The organism is Bacillus sp. SRB3LM, from assembly GCF_015712745.1.
GTDB lineage: Bacteria > Bacillota > Bacilli > Bacillales > Bacillaceae_G > Bacillus_A > Bacillus_A thuringiensis_K.
In genome coordinates this window covers 175,558-202,212 of the sequence record NZ_VWVQ01000002.1, presented here as the reverse complement: position 1 = coordinate 202,212, position 26,655 = coordinate 175,558, and the positions used below count along the sequence as shown (strand labels likewise).

Sequence of the window (26,655 nt, the reverse complement as noted above, 5' to 3'; positions counted from 1 at the left end):
ATAGAAGTATGAGCAAATTTACTAAGTATGACCAGGAAATGCTCGAAATTATCCGTGATCCTGTTAAGTGGACAGAGCATCACTTAGGAGAAAAACCACGTTGGTATCAAGAGCAAATCCTTCGACATCCGCATCATCGTAAAGTTTTACGTTGTGGTCGTCGTATCGGTAAATGTATAGAAGAAAATCAACGAATCATCAACCCGAATACGGGAGAATACCAATCGGTAGGAGAGCTTTATAAGGCTCAGGTTAACGGTAGCGCTACACCACTATTAACATTGAATGAATCCTACAAGTTAGAAAATAGCGAAGCCTTCTTTATTGAAGATAATGGTGTAAAAGACACATTCGCTGTTGTAACAAAACATGGAGCACGAGTTGTTCTTACAGGAAACCATCCAGTATTAACAGTAGATGGATGGAAAGAAGTAGATGCACTTCGCATCGGTGAAAGTATCGCTACACCTAAATTCTTACCTGTATACGGAACAAAACAAGTCGATAAAAACAAGCTCCGTATCCTTGCGTACATGCTCGCTGCGGGCCGTTTTAACAAGGATAGCATTAGCTTCCAAGCGCGTTATGAAGGCGTCAGAGAGACGTTACAGGAGTCCTGTGAGGCACTTGGTATTAGAACATATCGTGAGCGTCATAAGAAGGCGACAATCTATTTAATGAACTTTAGTAGCTTCGAGTTTTATAGAGAAATAGAAGCGAAAAAGATTCCTTCATTTATCTACGAGTTAGATAGAGAACATTTAGCATTCTTCTTAGGAAGTCTGTATTCTGCAGGTGGATGGTTCTTTGCTGGCCGTATCTGTGAAATTGGATATGCTACGAAGAATCGACAATTCGCATTAGACCTAAAACACTTACTTCTACGTTTTGGTATCCAAGCGAATTTACTTCAAAAAGAAATGAATGACTCCGTTTATTACCACCTTATGATCTACCACCGTTCCTCAATTTTATTATTCCTCGAACACTTAGCTACACCAGAGCGCAATTATGAAGAAATTCAGCAACGCGCACTTGAAATGAACTCTTCTGAACCAACACTCCCTAAAGAAGTATGGAAATACATTGAAGAAGAACGTATTGCTAAAGGAATCAAGAAAGCTGAAGTAGTTGGAAAGGGTAACCGCCGCTACCGTACAGAAAAAGGTATCTCTTTAAGTAATGCTCGTGTATATGCAGAGAACTTACAGTCTGCAATGCTACATGACTTAATTAACTCTCATGTATTATGGGAGGAAGTAGTAGAGATCATTCCCCTAGGTAAGAGACAAACTTATGATGTTTTCGTTCCAGAGACTCATAACTTAGTAGTTGAAGATATCCTTGTACATAATACATGGACAATGTGTGCTCATATGTTATGGGTAGCATTTACATGTAACGGTGGAACAAGAATGACAAAAGGAGCAGCCTGCGTTGTCGCGACCCCTTATGATAACCAAGCCCGATTAATCTTTGACCAATTAAAAACCTTCATTGATAATAACCCCGTTTTACAAGAATCCATTAAATCTATCACCAAAAACCCTTATGTAATTGAATTTAAAAATGGTTCCGTAATCCGTTTATTCACAGCGGGTACACGTTCTGGTTCAGAGGGTGGATCTCTTCGTGGACAACGTGCAGATTGGCTATACATGGATGAGGTTGACTACATGGGCGACAAAGATTTCGAATCTATCTTTGCCATCGTCAACGAAGCACCTGACCGAATTGGGTGTATGATTGCATCAACTCCAACAGGTCGAAGAGGGATGTTCTACAAAACATGTACTCAAATGAAGCTTAACCAAGATGTAAAAATGAATAAAAACAACGTTTATGATATGCGGTCATATAACCGTACTGAGTCAGAAGGTTGGGCGGAATTCTACTTCCCAACAATGGTTAACCCTGAGTGGGGACCTAAGATGGAACGTGAATTACGCAAACTATTCTCCGAAGCTGCTTATGAGCATGAGGTACTTGCGGAGTTTGGTACAGAGATGGTTGGGGTGTTCAACAAGGATTACGTTGACGAAGCTTCAAGCATTGGTTACAACTACACTACATCACCAACTCATGATGGTCCTATTGCTATCGGCGTAGACTGGGATAAAGCAGGCGCCTCTACACAGATTGTTGTTACCCAATACAATCCCTTTGAGGTTCGTCGTCCAAGGCCAGAACTTGGAGAAACAGAAGCATCATTTGGACGATTCCAGGTTATTAACCGTATTGAAATCCCTAAAGGGGAATTTACATATGATATCGCGGTTAAGAAGATTATTGAGTTAGATGAGATATACAATCCTTTTGGCATCTATGCAGATGCAGGAGCCGGCGAATACCAAATTGAGCTTTTACGTAAAGAACTAGGTGATAAAGTTAAACGTGTTCACTTAGGTAGTTCACAAATGGTACGAGATCCACATAGTAGAGAATTTGAGAAGAAGCCATTAAAAGCGTTTATTGTTAACCAAACTAATTTAATGCTTGAGCGTGGACAGCTTCGAATCCCTCACCGTGAAAAAGACGAAACACTAGCACGACAAATGACAAACTACCAAGTAACTCGTTATAGTCCGAAAACAGGTGAACCTACATTCACAGACGTAGACGAACATGCTTTAGATGGATTGATGTTTAGCTTACTAGGATTTATCAATGAGAAACCTGATTTAGCTGCAACTGTTATTAATAAACCAAACGCTAAGACAATAGCTAAGGTAAAGAAAACATTTACCGATCCGTTTAAACAACAGGAACGTGCAACTAGTTCTAGTGATTCCGAGTTAAGACAAAAATCCAAAACAACAAAAGTAAGACAGAGAGCTACCCAAGGTTTTGGTTGGGGTAGACGTGGCACTAACATGAATATGCCTTCCCGCGGAGGGTGGTAATAAAGGGCGACAGGTATCCGCAATGGGCCTGTCGTCTTTTTTAATAAAAGGAGGATAACAATATGGATGAAGTTTTAGGAAAGAAAGTTGAAATAGATACCGAATTAGAACGTTCCGTTATAGAGTACAGACCACGAGTAAAGTACGAACCAAATAAACCGTTCACCGTGCATTTACAAACAGAAGAAGTTATCGGAGAAGATCCAAAAGAACTGGAAGAAGACGGCTTGTTTGTTCCTGAAGAAAAACCTGCTAAACAATACGACAAGTTTGTTGATACATTGGAGCAGATTAAAGAGCTTATTGATTCCGTTGAGAAGAAAATAAAAGACTTACAGATTCCTCTTTCTAAGGAAGAATTAGAAAAAATCTACGAATCACAACCGTCTTTTGACCCAAGTATAGCTAACAATGGTTTTATTGATTTTGACACATACAAGAAAACATTTGAAGATCCGGAAGCGCCTGCAAACTCACTTATTCAAGATATTGTTCATTCATATGCAGAAGATGTAGAAGGTAACTTGGAACTTGAATTTTATGAAGACCTAAAAGAGTTGCAGTCAACAGTAGAAGAAGGATACTTCCTATTTAAAGAAACAGTTCTAAAGAATTACCTTGATGGTGACATTCCTGCTTTACCAGAGAAGAATAAGGATTTCACTGAACAAATCGAAGAGGCAGTTAAGAAACAAAAAGAATGGTTTGGACAAGTAACGCGTCTTTATAAAAACAATGAAGATACATACTATGAATCTCTTAGAACAGAGTACGGTTCTCCTGAGTTCTTCAAAGCAAGTGATGAGTATACAAAAGCAAAACGACCTTATGATATTGCGATACGTGAGGAAAAAACAATTAATGAAATGAGTTCTCTTGTAGATGGCCTTCTTATAGCTTCGGAAGATTGTTCCGACTCTATTAAATCCGGATTAGTTTTAGGTAGCGAGATTGATAGTGAAGGGGTTATGAATTTATTAGAAAATCAAGCTTCTACTAAAGAACAGCTTACCGATTTACTCAAATTAACGCAGTTATCCTTGAAGCTACAACTTAATCAACAAATCGAAGATAAAAAACAATATCGAGATGTATTGAAGAACATTAACAATCTTTCTCGTAAAAAACGCTCACATGATGAATTACTTATGGCGTTCGAACTTCGAAACAAGATGTATCTAAACATGTATGACTCATTGCAACATTTAGAATCTCCAAGTAAAGCACCTGGGGTGGAAGCATTCCTAAATCAGATGGCTGGAGGATTAAGTCTTGTACAGGGACAGTATGATTCATTCCTACAAGATGTGTATGCAATGTATATGTCTGAATACGAAGTAAGAAAAGAGAAAATCGATAAAACGTTAAACAAGGAAAATGCAAGAGCCGGTTATTCTTTGGTATTAGAGTATCTATAAGAGAGGTGTACTAAATTGAATATGATAGAACGAATTCGTAAAGGGGTTCGATTAAGAACTATTAATGAAGCACCTTCCGCAACTAAACGTGACCCAAAGAAAATTGCAGTTAAACGTTTAGGACAAGCCATCAAAACTGCAGGTGGGGGAGGGGACTTCGAAAATTCGCCAGTTGATTTAGCGGAAATTGGACGTGCTTATTATACGGACAGTTATATTCGTAGAGCTGTCGATAAACATGCAGCCTTAATGTTTAAAAATGGTTGGGAGATTTCGGGGAAGAACGATCAAGCAGTTGAGTATGTATGGACCCGATTAAAACTAATGTCAGAAGCAACAGGTCAAAGTATAGATTCATTCCTACAAGAGATTTCTGACAACCTAATCCTTTATGGTAATGCTTATGTTGTAAAAGCTCGTGCAAAGACGGGTGGATTAGCAACTGGTGTTACAGCTATAGGATACACAGGTAAACAACCAATTGCAGGTTACTTCCCATTAGCTGCTCCAAACATCACAGTAAGTCGTGATGAGAATGGTAAGATTCTAGCTTATGAAGAAACTGCAGGTAGTGGTGGTGGAGAAGGTGTTCAATACAAACCAGAAGATATAGTCCACTTTACTTATCGCAAGCCAAGTGGTCGTGCTTACGGTGTACCATTCATCTTCAATGCCTTAGATGATGTTAAGTTACTTCGCCAAATTGAAGAGAACGTAGCAAGATTAATTTACCGCAACCTATTCCCTCTATATTTATACAAAGTCGGTATCGATAAACCGGGCTTTGAAGCCACAGATGAAGAAATCGAAACACTTCGAGAAGAAATCCGTAACATTCCTGTAGATGGAGCTTTAGTTGTTCCAGAGCGTCACAACATTGAAGTAGTTGGTTCACAAGGACAAGCTATCGATGCAAATGGATACTTAAAGTATTTCCGTCAACGTGTATTCTCCGGCTTAGGAGTAAGTGACACAATCATGGGTATTTCGGATACCGCTAATAAATCCACATCTGATAATCAATCCTCAGATTTAAATGACTCCGTGAAAGACTTCCAAAAAACATTCGCTGATATTGCTAAGTTCGCAATCATCAATGAGCTTCTTTTTGAAGGTGGATTTGACCCTATTTTAAATCCAGATGATGAAGTGGACTTTGTATTCCACGAGATTGAATTCGATGCAAAAATCAAACGCGAAAATCATGTTGTTCAATTATTTATGCAAAACACAATTACGTTTGAAGAAATGCGTCAGTTACTTGGTAAAGACATAACAGTAGATGAATCCCGTCTATATGGAAATATGTTTAGTGCAGCAACTAATACTGCTTCAGATAGTGAAGGTGCCGCTAGTCAAGGTAACAACAAAGATCAGCCAGAGAATCAGCATGGTAAACAGACAAGCCCAGGTAAACCTAAAACAGCTGAGACGAGAAACAAGAGTGTTTCAGTTTCAGAAAACACAAAATTGACCGAGGCTGCTCAACTGGTTAACTTGTCTGAGTCATTACAAGTTGGTTCATTCACTGAAAAGATGGAGAAATACTGGTCTGATGCAATGGAGGATGTCCAAGATAGAGTTTCTAATCAACAGGACACTGAAACCATAACTGCATTTACTACTGGTCTTGTGACTCAACTATTTAATGAAAAGGCTCGTCCATTCGTAGAGCGTTCATTCCTGTACGGATTCCAAGAAGGATTAAACCAAATGGGAAATCAGCTAACGAAATTACAGCCGGGCGATGTAGAGATCGCGTTAGAGAAACATAGCCAATCATTTAAGAAGTTAACACAGGATATTACAAGTTCTGTATCAGCTTGTTATGAAAAGGACACACCAGTTGCTCATGTTAGTCACGCATTTACAGCTAATCGTTATCGTATTGGATTTATCGCGAAACGAATTGCTTATGAAGCTTATAACTATGGAGTTGCATTAGCAGCGGAGAGAGCCAAAAAAGATAGGGTTTATGTTAAGCATAAACCTAATTGTTGTAAGACATGCTTATCCGCTTCTTCTGAAATCCTCTTAACTGATGGTTGGAGAACACAAATACCACCTCATCATACCAACTGCGAATGCACAATTGTACTTACCAACAAGGAGGTCATCTAAAGATGAACATTTTAAAGTGGAAGGGTCTTGATATTGACCCTAAGGAAATTCATGAATCTGTAACTACGAAAGCTCAAATCTCTCAAATAGATACAGCATTCAATGAATCTACTAGTGAAAGTGGAATCACTGTTCTTTATCCAAAGATTGAAGCAATCCATGAAGGACGAACTCGTAACTTCAATCGCTATACCGCAGAAAAACTAAAAGGAAACCATGAATTAAAAAGTGGTGTTTATAGTTGGACGCAGCCTTTCCCAAAACCCGTTATTCATAATCACGACGTTAATACTGAAGCTACTGGTCGTGTTTACTCCGCTTCATTCACTGAATACACTTCAGCTGGTCGCCCCGGCATTATCGTAACTCCTAAAATTACTCAAGAAAAAGCAATCAAAGATATCCTAGAAGGTCGTTTACTAACTGTATCTATCGGTGCAACTACAAACGCTGCTGTATGTACTGTTTGTGGAACAGACATCATCAACGAAGGTTGGTGTGGTCATATGCGTGGAGAACAGTATGACGGTAATGTATGTGAATGGGTTGCTGGTGACTTATTCTTCGACGAATTAAGTTGGGTAAACGTACCTGCTGATTCTGATGCAATGATTACAACAAACGGATTAACTAATAACACAATGTCTACTGGTGAAGGTGTGACAGATACTGGTGGAGGAATCATCGTAACAGGCACAGTTAAGGGCGTTAAGATCGATACTTCGACTTCAACGTTGACTACTGAATCAGGAGTGGTTAAAAGTGTAAGTGAATCAAATGAAAAGGAGGAAAACATAGTGACGCAAGAGGACAAAAATGTTGTAACTGAGCCAGTGGTAGAAGAAGCTGCTCCGGTTACAGAAGAGAAAGATGAAGCTACTCAAGAAGCAACTACAGAAGAAACTGTTGTAGAAGAGACAGTAGAAGAAGCAACTCAAGAAGTTACAGAAGAAGAAACTCCAGCTACGACTGTTGAAGAAACTCCAGTAACTGCTGAACCAGTTGTAACAGAGCAAGAAGAAACTCCATCTGCTGAACTTATTCAAGTTCAAGAAGAGTTAGCTGAAGCTAAAAATACGATTGAAGAACTAACAAGTGCAAATGAGAAACTTGCAAAAGATCTTCATGAATCTACTATTGGTTTCTTAGTTGATCTACGCATGGCAGTAGGTAAAGAATCTAGCCGCGAAGAAGCAACTGCAAAATTTGCTACTCGTTCTATCGAGTCCTTACGTGATTCTATCTCAGACATTCTAGCAGAAAAGCCATCTATTCAGACGACTCGTACTGTTGAGCATGTAGAGAAACCAGTTGGAAAAGTTGTTACTGAAAGTAAAACGTTGGCAACTGAATCAGTAAAGGTTACAAGTAATGAAGAAGCAATTATTCGTCTATTAACTGGACGCAGATAAAACCCCCAAATAACAAGGAGGCACATTCAAAATGGCACAATTTCCAAATGTGAATGGTTCTTACAAATTCAAAGGTAAGACACATACTAACTTAGTAATCTCTGAAGGTATGGCTCCGGCGGAAGATTTAATTATCTCTCGTACTAACGGCGCTGAATCTTTCATCTATGAGTACGGCCCAGAGGGTAACCAAACGGTAGTACTTGCAAAAGGTAAAATCGTTGAATTAGTTGGCGCTGAGTATGATCCTGAAACAGGTCATCAAAAAACAGCTGTTAAACAAGCAACAGATGCTGCTGAAAAAATCGCAGGTGTAAACTTACACAACGTTTATTCTCGTCGTCGTGACGGAATGCATTCAACTTTAACAAAACCAACTGTTATCACTCGTAACTATGTTGAGGTTCCTTTATTCGAAACTGATGGTACTGCTGATTTAGCTGCTGCTCAAGTACTTGCAAAAGCAATGAAGTTCGGTGCTGCTGTATCTGAGAAAAAACAAGATACAACAAAATTAATGCCTGGTGACCGCGTTGTTTCTGACAAAGACGGTAACTTCCGTAAATACGTAAAAGGCACAGATGCTCCTGAAGCTATCGTTGGACAAGTTTGGGCGAAAGAAACTGAACTTCCACCAGCTGGATTCCTTCAATACTACTCAGAGTTAGTTAACCCTGAAATGGAAGCATTCTTAAAACAAATGTCTCACGCTCCATCTCCAGGTGCTCCAGGTACAGGTGTAGGCGCATTCCCTTATGGATCTTCTTACACTGAAAAAGGTTGGAAGCCTGAATTCGAAAAAATGTTAGGTGCTAAAGGCTTAACTGGAATTCCATTCTTAACTGACGGATTCTTCCGCGCTCAAGAAACTCGTAACTTCGCTGTTGCTTCTGGCACAGAGGGTGCAATGACAATGAACGCTAACGTTGAAGCTGTTCGTGGTGCTGAAGGTACTACTTTCGACGCTAAAAACAACAAAGTAGTAGTTGGTGCAGGAGTTAAAAACGCTGCTGTATTCATCAAATTAAAACAAAAAATCGATACTACTAAACTAGCTGATGTAGCTGCTCAAATTGGTGGTAAAGCAGTAAACGCTAACGACATGCACGTTGACGTTACTCACAACACTGTTGTTATCTACTTACCAATCAATGAAACTGATGCAGCTGTAGAACACACTGGTTTAACTTTAACAGTACCAATGGTAGTTGATCCAATCGCTGGAATTCCTACTGCTTGGGACCACAAAGGTTCTGTTGGTGCAGTACGTATCTTACTTCAAAAATAATCAACTTCGAAATACCCCTCACTTATTCTTCTAAACATGTAATCTCCTAAAATAATAACCTAATAGTTTAACCTTTACGGTCCTGAGATCAACAGCTTAAAAGATAAGTAGACACAATTCCCATTTAAGGTGGGGGCTGGAAAGTCTATAATCCCCCACTTTAAATCTTACCACAAACACTCAGGAGGATACATATATCATGGAAAAAACTCAAAATATTGAACTTCATGAGAAGTACACAAAAATGATGGGTTATGCAGGAAAAGTACCTGCTAATCAACGCGTACAAGTAAGTGAAGCATTAACATCGGCTGATGCAAACATTTTAATCCCGAAAGTAATCTCTACAGTAGTATTAGAGGCTGCTGAACCTTTAACATTAGTATCTAACCTATTCCAAAAGGTTACATTAAATGAAGGACGTTCAATGGAATTCATCCACTTCGGAGCAATTCGCGCATTCGAAATCGGAGAAGGACAAGAATATCCAAACCAAGCACTAGACTTAGCTCAAGGCGGAATCGGATCTGTAGACGTTAAAGTTAAGAAATACGGTTTAAAAATCGCTATTACTGACGAAATGATCTCAGATTCACAATGGGATGTAATCGGATTACACCTTCGCGCTGCTGGTCGTGCAATGGCTGCTAAGAAAGAAGAAATTTGCTTCAACGAATTTAAGAAAACTGGTCACGTAGTATACGATGCGGAATTATTCCCAGCTGGTACTGACGGACACCCTACAGGTCGTGGATTCGATGGCGAACTTAACGGTACATTATCTGCTGAAGATATCATCGACATGGCTGTATCAATCATGAGCGCAGGATACACTCCTACAACAATCATCATGCACCCTCTTTGCTGGTCTCTATTTGCTAAGAACGCTGCTCTAGAAGGCACAAGCGTTGCTGCATTTGGACAAGGCACTTCAAACTTTGACCCTCGTACATTCAACACTTCAAACGCATTAGGCTTAGAAGTAGTATTCTCTCCATTCGTTCCTTTCGATCAAGCTAACAAGAAATTCGATTTCTTCCTAGTAGACAAAAACAACGTTGGTGTAATGCTAGTTAAAGATGAGATCTCTACAGAGCAATTCGATGATCCAACTCGTGACATCCAATCTCTAAAATTACGTGAGCGTTATGGCGTAGGCGTACTAAACGGCGGAAAAGCAATCGCTGTTGCTAAAAACATCAAGTTCGCTAAAACTTACCCAGCTCCAACTCGTAGCTTTGCTGATATGCCACTACCAAGTGACATGGATCCAAAAGCTTCAGGATACGTTAAAGGTGCACACGACGCTATCTAATTGAATAACAATTATGTTCCTACGGAGCTCCTACAGTTGATGTAGGGGCTTCTTTTATAGGATAACCCAAACAAAACACAGAACCGAAAGGATGAATTATTCATGACAGAATTAAAAGTTTTTGTATCTCCGTATTTTTCAGAAGAGGAATTTGAAGACACGGTTAGTGGTCTTACATTTAAAAAAGGTCGCTCAATCAATGTTTACTCAATTGATATTCTAGAAAATAAACTATCTGGTATCCAATCAGCTTTACGTAAAAACATTTTACTTCCTTACGATAAACAAACTCGTGAATTCGTTAATGGTAAAAATATTGTTCAAGACGAAGAGCCAGTTAAACCAGAAGTAGTTGAACCGGTAGAGAAAGAGGAAGTAGTAATTGAAGCGGCAGAAGTTAAGCCTGCTAAGAAAACTCGTAAAAGTACTAAAAAAGAAACTGAATAAGCGAGGTGAGGTAGATGCCTTCTAATGCATATCTAGTATTGGGTGTTGATCCGGTATCAAATGAATCAAATGTAGAGCTATCTACTACAATATCAATCACGTTCGCTAAACATATCAATCTTGATACGTTAAATAGTAATACGATTCGCCTAAGAAAAGTAAATGGTGATTTCGTAGAGTACACTGGGCGATATAACAACGTGAACAAAGTGTACGAGATTACTCCTAATGCTCCACTTGAACCTAATACACAGTATCAAACAATGGTAATGGGCGGAGCAAGTGGGGTTGTTTCAATCGATAACAACTATCTTCCTAGTACAAAGACATATGAGTTTGTAACTGTTCAGAAAAAGGGAATTACCGCTTTAGAAAACTTAGTATTAGCACAAGACTACTACTTTATTTCTGCTAAGTGGGACTTACCTAATGGATTAGTGGATGGGGAAGAGATTTACTTTAATGTTCGTCTTTCTACTTCAAATAATCCTGAAGCTTATGATTTGTGGCCAAAGAACCCATTAGAGGGTAAAACAACAAGTCTTAGCTTCACTATCCCGTATCGTTTAGAAGCAGAGAAGAACTATTATGTACATGTTCAAGGTGTTACAGGTGATAAAGAGACAGCTTGGTTAACAAGCCAAATTTACATCGAGAAAAAAGGAGAACAACCCGTAACTCCACCAGTAGTAGACCCACCAACTACAGGCAATGGTGGAGAGAGCGGCGGGGGAGGAACAGTAGTTGGTCAGTTATCTATTGTCGATCATTTCCCTCAAACAGGAGAGCTACAGAAGCCCTCTGAAGTGGTAGTGGTGTTTACAGATACCATTGCTAGTAGTTTATTTGGTGAAGACCAGCCCGAAACAAACCCCTTGTTCTACGTTGTAGAAGCCCCTTACAAACAACAACTTTCCTTAATTGATACGAGAGGTGCATATAGCCCTAATAAGGCTATAAAAGGTCGTATAAGCCTAGATGAAGAGAATGCTAATGTATTAATCTTTACGCCTGCAGAAGGCCCTACAGTCTTTAGACAAGGTAAGGAATATACAGTAGTAGTTTCTAAGAACCTAAAAGGTGAAAATACTTTACCTACTGGAATGACTTATACATTTGGCTTCGTAGGTACACCTGAACATTTACATGGTGACATTACTCAAATCAGAGAAGTATTGAAGCAGTTTGGACTAAATCCATCAACGCGATTCCTTCAATCATTAATGAGAAAGTACAGTCAGTTTGCATGTGATATTTGGTTTGAATCCCCAGCATTTGATGAAGAACTTCATAAAGATGGTGACGCGCCTTACTACATTAATGAGTATGTAAACACACAAGTAACCATCGATTCATTATTAAGTGGTGGAAGTGCTGTTTCTTCAAGTGGTGACGAGAGCATTAAACTAGGTGACTTGTCCGTATCGAAAAAGGCTGGAAGCTCAAGCTCAAACAATGTGTCTTCTATGATTAAGAAATTACAAGGAGCATTAAAACCTTGGGAAGATCTTATTCATGGTCATCACAATAGAGGATATGCAAAACCAGGTAATGCAGTAAAAGGTGAATCAGTATCACCATACCCTGATTTCGTAACAAGAACTACACTGAAAGACTTCGATAAGTAGGTGAATAGATAATGGGAGTAAGTTTCGATCTATCTAATGAATTCAAAAAAATCTTGGAAGAGTACGGTCATGATGTACTAGTTCTTAGACAAGATAAGAAGCTTTTATGTTCTTGTTATAACGAAGTAACCCAAGAGGCGGATCGGGAATGCCCGATTTGTCTCGGGCTGGGTTATTCTTTCATCGCTGAAAGACATACAACAAGAGCTGAAACAATTGCTTTAGAACCACAGTTAGCAGGTCTTTTAAAGGAAAATCCTATTGGAGATGTGTTAACAGGGGGTAGAAAGTATTATTTCCAACCAAACATGGTAGCTAACGAAAAAGACTTGATTGTAGAAGTGGATTGGGACAACTTCGGACGACCTTCTTATAAAGATGAAGGTATCTGGAAAATCACAAACGTAGACCATACTCAAGATCTTGGCGAAGGAAAAACAATTTACAAAGTCTACTTTGCCACTGTACAGCCTGTAAGAAGCAAAATACGTGGTATCCGCATTTCAGAAATAAATGGCGTTAAACAATACAATATTTTATTGGAGGGGTAAGAATGTATAAATACAATCAACTTATCTTCCCTTCTCACATGGAAAAGAATACTCGCTTTCTAGTGTTAGCGGGTTTTTCTTTGAATGGGCCAGTAGGGACACCTTTTATTATTAGAGAGGACACAGACCCATCTTTTGTTCTTGGTAATTGTCGTCTAACAGAAAACGTAAGAATGGCAAGAAAATATGGAATTACACCACTAATCCTTCGATTAAACGGAACACATGGAGAATGTGTAGTTAACCATGACGAGTTAAACACTCCGGCACTTCGATTCAAGACATTAGAAGCAACAGATCAATCAAACGATATCAGTATTCACTTGTTCCCAACTCATATGGTAATTAAGGGTGTGAACAATAGTTATTCCTATTTGTTTGCTGATTATAAAGGATTGGATGAATTAGCTTTTGCAATTAAACAAGACCTTTATTTTACAGCAGGGGAAGTAGATGTAGAAGTTGTTAATCAGATTCCTATAAGCGGATTGTGTTCGACAGAGAGACATGTTCGATTTACAGGAGCGGACGATGGATTCCATTATGTAAGTAATCATGATGATTCAGACTCAGAAGATAAGCTCCAAATGCAATTACAGCTACTAAGAGATAGTTTAATTGATGAAGATGGAAGTGAATTGTTCTTTACAGGGGAACTAAGTAGTTTTCAAATAGATACACTCCTATTTACAGACATTCCTTACGAAAAAGCATCTGTTGACCTAACTTCTATATTTGGGGAGTTTGCTAAGACAAAAACAAATGAACAATCTATTTTCTGCTCAGTTGTTTTATGTTCTGACTTATTCTCAGAGAGTCGTTATTCGGTAACAGGTGAGGATACATATGAACCTCAAATACAAACACTTCTAGAAAAAGCTTCTATTAATAAGGAAGAAAGTCGTCATTTAGAACATGTAGAAGTTGTAGTAGGTATGCAGGACTCGGAAAATCCAAAGTATTTATCACAGCCAGCTGCAGCAACTTACGCTTGTATGCGATACAAACTACCTAATTTCCACAATTCAGCTACTAATAAGCAACTGCTGTATATAAATACGTTACAAAGTAGGGAACTCAAAAAGGTTGAAGTTGCTAAATTAACAAGTAGTGGTTATATATGTATCGTACCATCAATTAAAAAAGGATTTGTTCCTTTTTCCTCAAAAAATCTTTACCCTCAAAACACACTCTATTCAAAACCTCATTACCTTCGAAGTATAAGTTACGACGTTAACCGAATCGCTGGATTCTTTAATCAATACATTGGAGAACCATTCAGCTTCGTATTACTTCAATCCATCATCACACAAGTTGATGCCTTCATCGATAATCTTTCAGAAGATCATCCAATCTACAGAAATATAAAAATGGAAGTCTTAGATTATGACCAAGTAAATCTCACTCTATCAATCTCATTTGAGTTGTATGGAGAAATTGAATCGGTTAGAACTTCCTTTACTTATGTTCCATCAAGTGAGGTGAATGTTTCATGGCAATAGAAATCAGTAAGCCGACTCAAGCAAATGGTTCTATGGACTATGAAGACATGGCAAAAACAATTAAGTATCTATTAGATGCCGCATGGGGCCCTAAATGGGGAAGCTTTATCCCCGATGGACCAAATGTAACAGATGACAAGCATGTGGAATATCCAATCATTATTCATTATCTAAGCGTACTACAACCAGGGTTAATTGGTAAAAACACCAGAGAAATTAAACCTCGTCAACGTTACCTTGCTTTTAATGAAGACCCGAATGGAACTCTACCACCTGCAACTAAAATTTATGGTCAGGTGTTTGATGCAGAGATCGTTTTTGAGATTTGGGAAGAAACCAATGCACGAGTGGACAAGCTCACAAGAGAGTTTCGTCAAACACTTGCAACATACACGGGATTCCTTAAAGAGAAGGGGCTTAAAGAACTTCAATTCGTAAGGATGGAAACAGACTTATCAAAGGCAAATATCCGTGATGCTAGTAAAATTCGCAGACTTGTTTACTTTGCTAAGTTCGAAGAATTAACAGAAGTCCCTGTAGATATCTTCCGTGTGATAGATGTCGTAGAAAAGAGACTTCAAGAAACAACAAAACCACAACTGGATGAATAGCGCTCGTCGCTTTTCAAATACAACAAAATAAAGAGGGGGCAAACCCATGCTTTACGAAAATCTTCCTGGTATTAATGTCACGCTAAAAGATGGTGGTTTAATCATCCCGGAACGTGGCGGATCAGAATCGATCCTAATCATCGCTCCATCTCTTGCGAAAGATGCTCCTGAAGAACCAGTATTAATCCGTAGTTCAAATGAACTTGTACAAGCTGGATTTGGTGATTTCTATGTAGCAGGAGAAGTAAATCCGATTGCTGCAGAGTGGAAAGCCGCTACTGATGGAGGAGCTAGAATGGTTTACCTAGTAGCTCTTAAAGAAATCAGCCTAGAGCGTGCTGCTGAACTTGAGCAATATGCAATCGATGCTTTTGTAGCTGCAGGAAACACTCTACAAGAAGCTCAAGCTAAGTTCAAAGACGTTTTAGTTGGCTCTACAGAAGCTGTACGTATTCGTCGTAAGTTTATCTATTTCTATGACTTACTAATGAGCGACCTACTTGATTTCTCAGTAGATCACGTAGTTCTTAAAGGAGTTACACTTGAGGACGAAGCTACTAACCTAGTTGGTGAATTCTTCCCTGAAGTTCCAAACTCTGAAGACTTCCCTTACATCAGCGGAATGGTTACTTCTTCTTATGTAATGGAATCTAATTCTATTGTTTATCCAGTAGAAATCACAACTGGAACTAACGATAAATTAGTAGTAAAAGTTGACGGCAAAGATGTAACGTTTACGCTTCCTGCAAAAACTTACAACGGCAGCACACTAACTATTAGCGACTTAGTAAAAGATATCAAAGCTGTTATCGATGCAGATCCAACTGGTATCAAAGCTAACGTAAGAGAAGACAGTGGTAAAATCGTTCTTTACTTTGATGCTCCTGCTTCTGTACAAGCTGGTACAACAGCTACTGGTCTTCAATTAGGTAGCAAAGTAGCATCTTGGAAGAAAACAAGCTTCGGTGTAATCCACCGCGGTTCATTCGCTCAAACAGTTGCTGATTATTGTTCAATGAAGACTTTAATGAAGTCAGCTGCTATCGGATACATCGGGGTTAAATCTCCAGTAGATACGAAAGTTTCTACAATCCGCAAATATGTGGACGAGCTATCTAAGCTTGACACAGAAATCTCTCCTTACCTTCAAGTAGTAGGGTCTGAAGTTGGGGTAATCATGCCAACTACAAACTCAATCCACTATGTAAATGGTGCGACTCACTACGCTTCATTACTTTCAACTCTTCGAAAAGAAAGTGCTCCTACAAACAAACCGGTAAAAGGTGTTAAAGCTATCCGCTTTGATTACTCTCTTCGCCAACTTTCTAAACTGACTAGCAAGAAAATCGTTACATTCCGCCTGAAAGATTCAACTCAACTAGTTGTTACAGATGGAATCACAACTGCTCCATCTATCTTTACAGCTGGAAAAGTACGTGAAAGTGACTTCGCTCGCTTATCTACTCTTCGTATCACTCAGCTTGCAGTGCAAGTTGTTCGTGAAGCAGTAGAACCATTCATTGGTGAAGCGAATGAAATGCCACAATATAACGCAATGAACACTGCTATTAAGTCAGCATTAGAGAAAATCCGCGAAGCAGGTGCTATCCAAGGATACAAATTTACAATTGGTAATCTTGGAGTTTACTTAGACCAAGCAACAGTTACTTTAGAAATCATCCCGGCATTCGAATTACGTCGTGTAGAAGTTCAAGTTAACTTAGCTCCTCCTGAGTACATGCTACAAGGACTTAGCCAGTAATAACAATTGATGAGAAGAGGGGAATCAACGCCCCTCTCTTATATAAAAGAATAACAGGAGGTTACTAACCTATGAGTACAACAGCTTCTCGCTATAGCAAAACATTTACTACTTACGGTGGATCAGACATCGTATGTACATTTAATGGACAGGTAGTTGGTCAATTACAAGCTATTACTTACTCAGTTACTCGTGAAAAAGGTCCTGTGTACGTAATGGGTGACCCAAACCCAAAATCATTCTCTCGTGGTAAACGTGGTATCGCAGGAAGTTTAGTATTTACTATCTTCGACCGTGATGCACTGTTCAACCTTAAACAACAAGCTTCTGTTCACCGTCATGGTTTAAACCAAACAGATGCCCTATCAAGTAGCACTACTCAAGTTTTAGATGTAGATGCAAACGCTGCAGCTTTAACTCAACGTAATGACCTTGTACAAGGATGGCAGACAAAACGTAAAGCCAACTTCATCGACGAAATCCCTCCATTTGATATCACTATCAACTTCCTTAACGAATATGGACAAGCTAGTAAAATGGAAATCTACGGCGTAGAGATTCTTAATGAAGGAATGGGCTTAAGTGTAGATGACAACACTACAGAAAAAGCTTGTACTTTCATCGCTCGTAACATCGTTGAGATGCGCCCACAAGATGACTGGGAAGTAGAATAATAAAACCTAAAGAGGTGCTTCGGCATCTCTTTTTGTATTTGGTAGCAAAATTATTTTCGAGTGGTTATGTTCCGGTTATAGAAAAATAGAAAGGCAGGTGTCTTCATGAGTAGTAGATATCAGAAGACTTATACAAGTTTTGCAGGTACAGATATCGTTGCCGTTGTAACTCCTGAAGGCGGTAAATCTGTAGTGTTAGGTCAATTACAGACAATCTCTTACTCTGTATTTAGACCAACGGCTCCAGTGTATGCTTTAGGACAGATTGCAGCTAAAGGTGTTGTACGTGGAGCAAGAACAGTGGCAGGAAGTCTAATCTTTACTGTATTTGACCGTCACGTTTTATATGAAATTATGAGAGATCATAACAACAATGGAGATGGTTGTCCGATTAATAAGAGTGATGAGCTGCCACCATTCGATATAACAATCAACTTTATGAATGAGTATGGCCAGTCTTCAAAACTAGTAATCTACGGAGTATATCTTATTTCAGAAGGACAAACGATGTCAGTTGAAGACATGATTACAGAAAACACAATGGAGTTCATTGCTTTAGATATCGACACAATGAAACCAGATGTTTTTGATGAAGGGTGGTAAGAAATATGAGTGATGGAGCTTACACGCCAGTAGGGAAACCTAAAAAAGGTTATGCGAATTATTACTCAGGAACAGATATCCGAATCTATTTCGGAGATAACTGGATAGATGAAATTGTAGAAATAGAATGGACAATGCAAGAACAATTAGCACCAATCTACGGGTTTGCTTCTTATACGTGGGATAGGGTAGCTAGAGGAAGTCGATTTGTCCAAGGTTCTTTTTCTATTAACTTCAAAGAAGCTGGTTATTTACAAACCGTACTTAATAGTTTAAGTTCTGAAATGACAGACGAACAAGAGTGGTTTAACCTAGCAGAATTTAACGGTGATGGTGGACAGAGTGCCCACAAAAACACAAAGGTTGAAGATCTGATAGATAATTTTCAGGCTTTAGCAGATGACTATGAAAATGCACTATGGGGAACAAACTCTAACTCTTCAAAGTTAATAGATAGCCGTAGAACTGATACATTCTTTTATAGCACAAATGAAAACTCAAAGAATAAGGCTTTAAAGGAAAATGGTTTCAATATCTTGCTAACTTACGGGAACAATCCTTGCGCTGTTAGAGGAGCAGGAAGCTATAAGACCGCCCAAACTATCGTCGGGGTACAACTAACAGGTGTCTCTCAAAGAGTTGATCCATCTGGAAACCCCATTTCTGAAGTATATACTTTTATAGCGAAAGATATCTCAGGAAATGTACAAAAAGCGTATTAGTCTGACTAGACGGTTTACATAACAGAGTTATAGTAACCTAAAAGTCATTTATATTTATGAGAGAAAGAGGAGGAAACACAATGGCAAAACGTGCTGAAAAAGAAGAAGTTTTCATGGAGGATCAAGAAGCTCCAGTTGTACCAGCAGGAGAAAAATTTGATGAAGATGATGTTTCAAAAGCAGAACAAGAAATCTTCCCAGGTGGTCCAACTTATAACGAGTTAGAAAAATGGAAGTCAATGTACGCAGGAGAAGTATACTACACTGAATTTGATGAAGAAAACCAATTCGTATGGCGCCCAATTAAGCGTAAAGAATACAAGGATATTGCTAAAATTCCAAATGCAGATAACTTCTATAAAGAAGAACGTATTTGTGAGAAAGCAGTTCTTTTCCCTGCTAACTACGGTTTCATGAATATGACAAATGGTAAGGCTGGTATTCCTACACTGTTACATGAAATGGTGTTAGAGAAGTCAGGATTCGTAGCGAAAACAGGCGCAATGCGCTTAAGCTAAAAGCGGAGGAGGCGTATTATCGCCTCCTATTTTTATTATAGGGAGGAAATAACATGTTAATCGATCCTAATTTATTGAATGACAAGGTAGAAGAATTACCTATTGAATTTGAAACGTATGAAGAAGAAGTATACTTCAAAGAACAATTGCGTATGTGGCATGAAGAGCACGGACATATCTTCATGCAGGAAATAAGTGATGTACTATTTTTCTTCCGTGCATTAAGTAAAGAAGAGTTGAAAATCGCCCAGGAAGTATACAACGATGACTATGAACGAACAGAATATATCTGTAAAACTTGCGTTATCGAACCAGTTATTGAGGATTACTCATTAGATATTTTTGCAGGTGTGCCAGAAATTCTTTGTCGTTCTATTCTAGAAGAGTCAGGATATACAAAGGCACAAAAAGTTAAAATCATGATAGCTAGATGGGAAAAACATATGGAGGATTCAGAAAATCAACTTCCATTAGTAATAAAAGAAGCATTTCAAGATATCCCATTAAGCGAAATAGAATCATGGCCAATGGCTAAAACAGCAGAGTATTATGTTAAAGCTAAATGGTTGTTAGAAAATCTAAGAGGATTACAATTAGTGAATGAATCAGATATGCAACAACAACAGTAAGGTGGTGAGTAAGTATGGCTGATAAACGCTATACGGGTGAAGAGAAAGAGAAGAGTCATCTGCTTAGTAATATAGCAAAAACAGGTTCCCTTATCGGTGGAGGAGTAATGGCTTACCGTAACCGAGCAATGATAGGTAAAGCTATGTCTGAGTTATCTAGTAATGCATCGGTCACAGGGAGTAGGGTATTAAGTAAGGATGGACATGCATACAGTGCTTTATCCGATGCAAAAGTATTTATGAAGGGAATATCTGATGCTCTTGGTGATAATCCATCTGTTATTCGAACATTGCGCGGTGGATTCGATAGTAATATCCAAGAGAAGATGCATAAAAACTTTGAAGCTTCTGTCCGTAACAGTATTAAGAAGAGACAAATGCTTACGAATCGCCCAGGTCAAAACAATACAGAATTCGTTAGTCGTTACTATAAAGAATTCCATAAGAGAAATATGGGTGGTCTTAATAAGTTTGAATACGCAGCAACTCAGTCATTCCGTCAAAATAAAATCCTTGAAAACCTACGAAAACAATCCTCTATTAAAAACAATGGTGGAGACAAAATTCTTAATGCTCTCACCCATTACCACAATCAGAATAAAGGTATTTTCAATAGCCCTGCTGATCACGTTGATGACTTCATAAAGCAGCTTGAGGATGGTAAGTACTCTCATAAGGTTAAATTCCAAGATAGTACACAACGAAATACATTCCAGAAACAAATGCTTCAAACCCTTGAGCAATATAAGGATACTAGAAAAGTATTTGAAGGGAATAAAGGCTCAATCCTATCTCAAGCAAAAGCGATGGAGACCGCTTCTGCATATGGTTTCATTCAAGATGCAATGAAACAAACAGATGTGTTAAGCAATCAATTTAAGAAGAAAGGTTTTAATCATACTACGTTAAAAGATGCTGAGAAGTTTGATGTAGCTACTAAACGTAAATATGGATTAATCATTGATGATGTTGATGAAAAAGGAAATGAAAAGTCTATTGATGTTACTAAGGAGTTAAGAAAATTCTTAGACAACAACAAACACAATGACGATTTAAATGCACTGTTAGGTAAAAAGGGGATATCTTTCAACTTTGAAGATATGATTCTTGATAAGAATTTATATACTCACGCAAAAACAGGTGAAATGATTGATAATCGACATTTAAAATCTGGTGCTGTTAGTGCAATAGATTCTTTCCAAGAAAGTGTTAAAGTTCCGTTTCTTAATATTAACCCGGTTGATTTAACACCTTGGCAAGCATTCCGCTCTGGTCAAGCTAAAGAGGGCTTACAAGTATTATCCGCAGGACAAGTTCATGGATTTGTAAGAAACTTAGGCGACCAAGCTTTTGATGGAGTAGCTAAAGCGACTCAAGAAGGAGCTATTCGTAATCCGTTAAAGAACAGTGATCATTTCTATACTGGTGGAAATGTTTTTCGTTATACAGAAACAGGTGGACTGGATTTAGTTGATGAAGGCCTATACTTAGCTCCATCACAATTCGGTGCATTCTCACGTATGCATAAAAACATGACCAACTATAGCGAAAAAGATGTAGTGGATGAACGTGGATGGATTAAGAAACTATTTGATGTTGGGTATCAGGAAAATGAAAGCCGAGCAGAAACATACAGAAAAGCATGGGATAAACTTGCAGATCCAAAGTACGGGCCAAATGCACTAAGAGGTTTAGTATATGATTTACATACCTCTAAAGAGAATCAGTCAGATATGGTTCGTGATGTTTACAATGTAATGCGTGTTGGTATGGACAAGAGTGCAACTAGTCTTACTCGTGAAGCTACAGAAGTTCTTTCTCCTCACGTAAACAAGTTATTTGACCATATTAAAGTAAATGGAGAAGCTTTCGACTTTGCTAGATTAACTGATGATGACTATGTAAAAGATGCAGCTCTTGTATTTAATAAAGAACTTAAAAATCAATCATCCAACATAGGAATGTACAAGTCTCATACTCGTTCTGTATACAATGAAGACTTATCAGGTAGAGATGCTTTAAAACATTATGAGGATCCATCTGTTAAAGAATTAGGTAGATGGACACAAAAGTACATCAACGATCCTGAAGGGTTCAATTCCTCAAGGGAAGCAGCAGTCGATAAAAACTTACCATCTTTAATGGAGTTTATGGTTCCTACATTTGGTGATGATGCAGCACTTATCCCTGCAACAGAAAAACTACGACGTTCATTCCATCAATATGCTTTAAGGGCTTTAGATAATGAAGCAGGGGACTTTGCTCCGGATGTCGTTAAGAATGGAGCAAGAAAAAGAAGTTCTCTTGCGTATTTAATCGATGCAAGAAATAAAGGTATTCTATCTGAATCAGATGTAAAGAATGCGAAGGACTTAGAAACATTAACTGACATTTTAGGTTATGACAATATCCACAATATCGATGCAAGACCTCGTGAAGCGAAGACATTCCTTGAAGATGTAATGAACATCCACAAAGGCGATGTTGGTTATGATGATACTAAGCTAATGTTTGAAAGTGGTGGAGTTAGTCTAAATGGCTTTGGTCAAGACCTTCAAGAAGGTATTTTGCGTGCTCAACCTATTGCAGGTAGGGCTCCAGAAGCAGGAAAGCCTTCTCCTAACGGCGCGGACTTCATTATCATGCGTAAAAGTGGATTAGGTAAAGCTGGTAAGGAAATTGTATCAGAGTTAAACATAAATAACCTAAAAAATTACGGTCCAATTGATGATGGTTGGGATCTTGCGATTAATACAGAAATGTATGCAAGAAATGCTTCCTCAACATTAGTTCAACAAGGTCTAGCAGTTTCAAAAGAGATGTTAGCAGGAAGACACATTAATGGAGATTCTTTAGAAAATGTAACAACCTCAACTGCTATTATGTACGGATTAGCAGAACGTCTAGATAATCAGCTAGGTAACTTCGGATTAAGTTTATCACAGAAGAATCTAGGTTCTTTCCAAAGTATTATCGGTAACCAATATTTACGTCGTATTGTTCTTCCATACGCAGCTTATCAACAAGCTGTTTACTTTGATGGATTAACAGGCGATACGGTTAGTGATACTGCTGCAGATGCATACGTAAATACTCATACAACTCTTCAAAGTATTAAAGAGGGACTTGGTATTAATAAGGCATTACGTCCTTGGGCAAATGTATTTAAAAATGCAGGTGCTGACCAAGTTGGGGAATGGCTAGGAGTTAAACAGTTAGACTTCTTAACATTTGGTATGTTTAGTGATTTCCGCAGTGGTGAAGACACTAGAGAATACTATGAGTCTGGTGAAGATGCAATTCGTAAAAATAGATACTGGGGAATTGGTTCTCCTTCTCCTTGGGCTGGTGGAGGAATCGACCACTTTGAAGCCAACTGGTATCGTAAATTAAAGTCTGATTATAAATTCACAGACACTATGTACGGTAGTGAAAGTGAATACTGGGCAAATAACTGGATGCCTACATTAACTCATCCGTTCGCTCCAATCAAACACTTCTTAACAGACCCTTATCATTATGAAAACAAACATGAATTAGATAGGCCATATGCTATTACTGGTGGTTTTAGTGAATTACAAAACATTCCTATCGTGGGTAATCTTATCGATGGAACTGTTGGCCGAATCTTAAAACCTCGTAAAGAACATAAGGGATTAGAGAAAGCGCATGAAGAATACATTTCTTCTATCAACCAATATATCCAAGATAAGTACAGTCCAGTTAATGATGGTTCTTATGTCGGTATTTCTGGAACAGGTGCAGTCACTCAATACAATATGTACGCTGATCAAGGAACAGGTGATTACTTTGGTGGTTCAGCAGCTAATTATGGTGCTGATGCTGGTATTGTTAACTACGGTAATGGAATTACACCTGCTTATAAAACAAACGTTGCTGGTGGCGGTGTAGGAGGCCCTGTAGGTTCTATAGGTGGCTCAGGCGGAACAGCAGTTGGTGGAAGTATTATCGGTAGAGGCATGAGTGGTGCTACAAGATCTCAAAACGTTCTAGCTGAACAAAACTATCAGCTTGCTCAAATGGGTGACGGTGTAGAAGCAGGAACAGTTAATAGCTTAATGAAACTTCGAAACATGGGAATCCCACAAGATCTTGACAGTATTGGTCAACTTGATAACTTAGCAGGTTTGCTTAAAGATGGATTCTATAGTGCGTCTGAGTTAGGTGGTATCTATGGTTTCTTAACAAAAACAGGAATTGGATATGAAGAGTCATGGCGTGGAACAACACTTGCTCCATCAACATTAATGACTTCTCCAAGTCGTGCTTTTTGGGATATGAACCTTGGTGGTGCCGGTGGTGCGCTATCGGAGATTGGTCGTCGTTATGTTCCTCGTGACCCTAACAAAGATTATTATTCTCCAATTCGAAACACAATGCCTGAATGGTTGCCAGGTATAGGATCATCTACAGATTTCTTACACGGTGATCCATATACGAAAATACAGAAGGGTGAAATAAGACTCCCTGGTAAAGCATATGAAACTCTTTACAAACTTCATCCGGACGGAACTGGTTCTGGTGAGTTTGCAAACTATGGTGTGTTTGACCGCTTCCGTATCTTAGCAGATGTTGACCCTGATAGCGAACAGTATGAAGTAGCTAAGCATCAAATCTCATTACTACGTCAATCTGGTGGTCTTACAGAAGACATGGCCAAAGAAGTTGATGAGATTAAGAAACAGGTTCACGACAAACAGGACACGTATCATTGGTACGATAAGAAGTTTTCAAATGCTGACATTCAAGAAAAGAATGTAACAATCTCTAAAGTTATCGATGCAAATACTTTCATGGTTCGAGAGTTCGATGCTCCAATCAAATTAGCGGGTATTAAATTAACACAAAAAGATAACCAAGATGTTATTGATTGGATGGGACAGTATTTAAAAGTTGGTGCAAAAGTTAAGATTGGTATTGCTGATGATCCTGTTGCGCGAATGAACAAGGATACATACGGTTCAATGGATGCTGTTGTATACACGAACCAAAATGAAGAAGGCCGTTTCTGGTTTGAGACGAACAAAGGTCAGTCATTAAATGCTCTTATCGCAAACCGAACTTGGAAGAATCCAGTTCAGATTAAAGATGATGGTAGCCCAACTTCTACAAGAGCCCTTTATTCAAATGACATGGTAACTGTCGGTAAGTATACTGAGATGTTAACGCATGATATTCTTCCTAAGATTCCTTTCGTCGGAATACTAGCTGATAAGTTCTTACAGGTACGTACACCGATTGAAAGTTATAAGAGAGATCAAGTATACGGTTCAGATTGGAGACCTTGGACACAGCCATATGAGGGTTGGATTAAGCCGATGGTAAATACGGTCGCTTCTCAAAATCCACTTATCGCTGGTGCAGAAATGGCAGCTATCGGTCACCTTTGGGGCAAGACAACAAAAGCTAAGGGGCTAGGTCGTGTAGCTGGATTTGCTATCGGTGCGGGACTTTCTACTCTCCGTGTATTGGATGAAGGAGCAGGTAGAATTCTTCCTGGTTTAGATAATGTTTGGATCCCTCAAGAGCGTGAAGATGAACGAGAAATTAACCAGTACTTTGACCGTTTAAAATACGTTAAGTATCGTGGTCTTTACGAAAAAGCTAGTCAGCTTGCTAGAAGCGAAGAGGGCGTAGATGTAGAAGAATTCTTTGATGCTGCAGCAGAAAAAGGGCGAAAAAACAAAGGCTTAAAACGTTACCTAACAGACAAGAAGAAAACATTGTCGTGGGCTAAAAAAATGGGTTATGGTGACACCGAAGCCGTTAAATCACAAATTCATGAACTCTCTGGCGAAATAGAAGATATTTCGTCTGCAAAAGAAGCCTATCAAGCAGGTAAGTACACATCTTTAGCTATTAAGTATCGACAAGAGTATGAAGGTACTCTGTATAGCATGGGTGAGACTGGAGCCTCTGATAGAACATCGTTAATGAGAGCCTTAACACCAAAAGAGCGAGAATACATTCCTCGATTCCTTGAGACGACTAGCAGTAAAGAACGTCAAGAGATTCTGAAGTATGTTCCTGAGGACATCAAAAGAATCTTACAAGGTAGTTGGGGACTTAAAGTAGATAAACAAGAAGACATTGAAGATTACTTTGATGGTCATTATCTACCGAGTGAGAATTGGTCCGGATGGAACGCTAGTACAAATCTTGATGATATAAAAATCAAGGTTATGAAAAAGCAAGGTGTAAACCCAACTACTTCTGGTTATTGGAGTAAAGACCAAGCTAGAGCGGAGAAATCAGGAGAAAAAGCAATACCAATACACTCTTTAAGTAGTTTGATCGATACAGGTCGCTTGCGTGAGGTGTTGTCAGGGTTAGGACTCTCAGATGTAGATGTTCAATTAACTACTTCTTACGGAGAGGGACCAGGTGGAATTAATACTTCCATCGACATCATGAAGGATATGCAAAATGAAATTTTAGATAATCTTAATGCAGGGATACATTCCTCATTATTCTAGAATACATTAAGCGGCGTTCAGTCTTTTTAGACGGACGCCGTTATTTATTAGGAG

At 38.7% G+C, this 26,655-nt stretch carries 18 protein-coding genes; all 18 read left to right on the top strand.

Annotated features, from left to right (window positions below; translation table 11 throughout):
- The first annotated feature begins 8 nt into the window (after nt 1-8).
- The 18 genes from F3I02_RS01130 (at nt 9) to F3I02_RS01045 (ending at nt 26,601) form a co-directional block, all read left to right on the top strand.
- Nucleotides 9-2,903, top strand: a complete 2,895-nt coding sequence (locus F3I02_RS01130) for an LAGLIDADG family homing endonuclease (protein WP_196477419.1) — start codon at nt 9-11, stop codon at nt 2,901-2,903.
- 62 nt (nt 2,904-2,965) lie between these two features.
- Entirely contained in the window at nt 2,966-4,321 is a 1,356-nt protein-coding gene (locus F3I02_RS01125) for a hypothetical protein (RefSeq protein WP_196477418.1), read from the top strand.
- Nucleotides 4,322-4,342: 21 nt separating this feature from the next.
- Nucleotides 4,343-6,442: a phage portal protein gene (locus F3I02_RS01120; RefSeq protein ID WP_196477464.1), complete on the top strand. Its 2,100-nt coding sequence runs from the start codon at nt 4,343-4,345 to the stop codon at nt 6,440-6,442.
- A 2-nt stretch (nt 6,443-6,444) separates the two neighbouring features.
- A complete protein-coding gene (locus F3I02_RS01115; protein ID WP_196477417.1) occupies nt 6,445-7,854 on the top strand; it encodes a hypothetical protein in 1,410 nt (469 codons plus the stop codon).
- Between the two features lie 31 nt (nt 7,855-7,885).
- Nucleotides 7,886-9,142, top strand: coding sequence for a hypothetical protein (locus F3I02_RS01110; protein ID WP_196477416.1), 1,257 nt, complete (start codon nt 7,886-7,888; stop codon nt 9,140-9,142).
- Between the two features lie 199 nt (nt 9,143-9,341).
- On the top strand, nt 9,342-10,457 hold the full coding sequence (locus F3I02_RS01105; RefSeq protein WP_196477415.1) for a phage major capsid protein: 1,116 nt from the start codon (nt 9,342-9,344) through the stop codon (nt 10,455-10,457).
- A 102-nt stretch (nt 10,458-10,559) separates the two neighbouring features.
- Complete coding sequence (locus tag F3I02_RS01100; protein ID WP_196477414.1) at nt 10,560-10,904, top strand: hypothetical protein; 345 nt, start codon at nt 10,560-10,562, stop codon at nt 10,902-10,904.
- Nucleotides 10,905-10,918: 14 nt separating this feature from the next.
- The gene (locus F3I02_RS01095; RefSeq protein ID WP_196477413.1) at nt 10,919-12,532 is read left to right on the top strand and encodes an Ig-like domain-containing domain; all 1,614 of its coding nucleotides are present in this window, start codon (nt 10,919-10,921) and stop codon (nt 12,530-12,532) included.
- A gap of 11 nt (nt 12,533-12,543) precedes the next feature.
- Nucleotides 12,544-13,083, top strand: coding sequence for a hypothetical protein (locus F3I02_RS01090; protein ID WP_196477412.1), 540 nt, complete (start codon nt 12,544-12,546; stop codon nt 13,081-13,083).
- A gap of 2 nt (nt 13,084-13,085) precedes the next feature.
- Complete coding sequence (locus tag F3I02_RS01085; protein WP_196477411.1) at nt 13,086-14,585, top strand: hypothetical protein; 1,500 nt, start codon at nt 13,086-13,088, stop codon at nt 14,583-14,585.
- Nucleotides 14,576-15,196 (top strand): hypothetical protein, encoded by a 621-nt coding sequence (locus tag F3I02_RS01080; RefSeq protein WP_196477410.1) that lies wholly within the window; start codon nt 14,576-14,578, stop codon nt 15,194-15,196. Before F3I02_RS01085 ends, F3I02_RS01080 begins: the two co-directional genes overlap by 10 nt.
- Before the next feature lie 46 nt (nt 15,197-15,242).
- Nucleotides 15,243-16,958 (top strand): phage tail sheath protein, encoded by a 1,716-nt coding sequence (locus tag F3I02_RS01075; protein ID WP_196477409.1) that lies wholly within the window; start codon nt 15,243-15,245, stop codon nt 16,956-16,958.
- A gap of 71 nt (nt 16,959-17,029) precedes the next feature.
- Nucleotides 17,030-17,632 carry a hypothetical protein gene (locus tag F3I02_RS01070; RefSeq protein WP_196477408.1) on the top strand — a complete coding sequence of 201 codons (603 nt, stop codon included), beginning with the start codon at nt 17,030-17,032 and terminating at the stop codon, nt 17,630-17,632.
- A gap of 105 nt (nt 17,633-17,737) precedes the next feature.
- Nucleotides 17,738-18,235 carry a virion structural protein gene (locus tag F3I02_RS01065; protein WP_196477407.1) on the top strand — a complete coding sequence of 166 codons (498 nt, stop codon included), beginning with the start codon at nt 17,738-17,740 and terminating at the stop codon, nt 18,233-18,235.
- A gap of 5 nt (nt 18,236-18,240) precedes the next feature.
- On the top strand, nt 18,241-18,957 hold the full coding sequence (locus F3I02_RS01060; RefSeq protein ID WP_196477406.1) for a hypothetical protein: 717 nt from the start codon (nt 18,241-18,243) through the stop codon (nt 18,955-18,957).
- A gap of 80 nt (nt 18,958-19,037) precedes the next feature.
- On the top strand, nt 19,038-19,475 hold the full coding sequence (locus F3I02_RS01055; protein ID WP_196477405.1) for a tail chaperonin: 438 nt from the start codon (nt 19,038-19,040) through the stop codon (nt 19,473-19,475).
- Between the two features lie 53 nt (nt 19,476-19,528).
- A complete protein-coding gene (locus F3I02_RS01050; protein ID WP_196477404.1) occupies nt 19,529-20,104 on the top strand; it encodes a tail chaperonin in 576 nt (191 codons plus the stop codon).
- 14 nt (nt 20,105-20,118) lie between these two features.
- Entirely contained in the window at nt 20,119-26,601 is a 6,483-nt protein-coding gene (locus F3I02_RS01045) for a hypothetical protein (RefSeq protein ID WP_196477403.1), read from the top strand.
- Nucleotides 26,602-26,655: the final 54 nt, after the last annotated feature.

What these genes read in the sequence shown, in the direction of transcription:
- F3I02_RS01130 (WP_196477419.1), top strand. Translation starts at nt 9, where the DNA reads ATGAGCAAATTTACTAAGTATGACCAGGAAATGCTCGAAATTATCCGT.
- F3I02_RS01125 (WP_196477418.1), top strand. Translation starts at nt 2,966, where the DNA reads ATGGATGAAGTTTTAGGAAAGAAAGTTGAAATAGATACCGAATTAGAA.
- F3I02_RS01120 (WP_196477464.1), top strand. Translation starts at nt 4,343, where the DNA reads ATGATAGAACGAATTCGTAAAGGGGTTCGATTAAGAACTATTAATGAA.
- F3I02_RS01115 (WP_196477417.1), top strand. Translation starts at nt 6,445, where the DNA reads ATGAACATTTTAAAGTGGAAGGGTCTTGATATTGACCCTAAGGAAATT.
- F3I02_RS01110 (WP_196477416.1), top strand. Translation starts at nt 7,886, where the DNA reads ATGGCACAATTTCCAAATGTGAATGGTTCTTACAAATTCAAAGGTAAG.
- F3I02_RS01105 (WP_196477415.1), top strand. Translation starts at nt 9,342, where the DNA reads ATGGAAAAAACTCAAAATATTGAACTTCATGAGAAGTACACAAAAATG.
- F3I02_RS01100 (WP_196477414.1), top strand. Translation starts at nt 10,560, where the DNA reads ATGACAGAATTAAAAGTTTTTGTATCTCCGTATTTTTCAGAAGAGGAA.
- F3I02_RS01095 (WP_196477413.1), top strand. Translation starts at nt 10,919, where the DNA reads ATGCCTTCTAATGCATATCTAGTATTGGGTGTTGATCCGGTATCAAAT.
- F3I02_RS01090 (WP_196477412.1), top strand. Translation starts at nt 12,544, where the DNA reads ATGGGAGTAAGTTTCGATCTATCTAATGAATTCAAAAAAATCTTGGAA.
- F3I02_RS01085 (WP_196477411.1), top strand. Translation starts at nt 13,086, where the DNA reads ATGTATAAATACAATCAACTTATCTTCCCTTCTCACATGGAAAAGAAT.
- F3I02_RS01080 (WP_196477410.1), top strand. Translation starts at nt 14,576, where the DNA reads ATGGCAATAGAAATCAGTAAGCCGACTCAAGCAAATGGTTCTATGGAC.
- F3I02_RS01075 (WP_196477409.1), top strand. Translation starts at nt 15,243, where the DNA reads ATGCTTTACGAAAATCTTCCTGGTATTAATGTCACGCTAAAAGATGGT.
- F3I02_RS01070 (WP_196477408.1), top strand. Translation starts at nt 17,030, where the DNA reads ATGAGTACAACAGCTTCTCGCTATAGCAAAACATTTACTACTTACGGT.
- F3I02_RS01065 (WP_196477407.1), top strand. Translation starts at nt 17,738, where the DNA reads ATGAGTAGTAGATATCAGAAGACTTATACAAGTTTTGCAGGTACAGAT.
- F3I02_RS01060 (WP_196477406.1), top strand. Translation starts at nt 18,241, where the DNA reads ATGAGTGATGGAGCTTACACGCCAGTAGGGAAACCTAAAAAAGGTTAT.
- F3I02_RS01055 (WP_196477405.1), top strand. Translation starts at nt 19,038, where the DNA reads ATGGCAAAACGTGCTGAAAAAGAAGAAGTTTTCATGGAGGATCAAGAA.
- F3I02_RS01050 (WP_196477404.1), top strand. Translation starts at nt 19,529, where the DNA reads ATGTTAATCGATCCTAATTTATTGAATGACAAGGTAGAAGAATTACCT.
- F3I02_RS01045 (WP_196477403.1), top strand. Translation starts at nt 20,119, where the DNA reads ATGGCTGATAAACGCTATACGGGTGAAGAGAAAGAGAAGAGTCATCTG.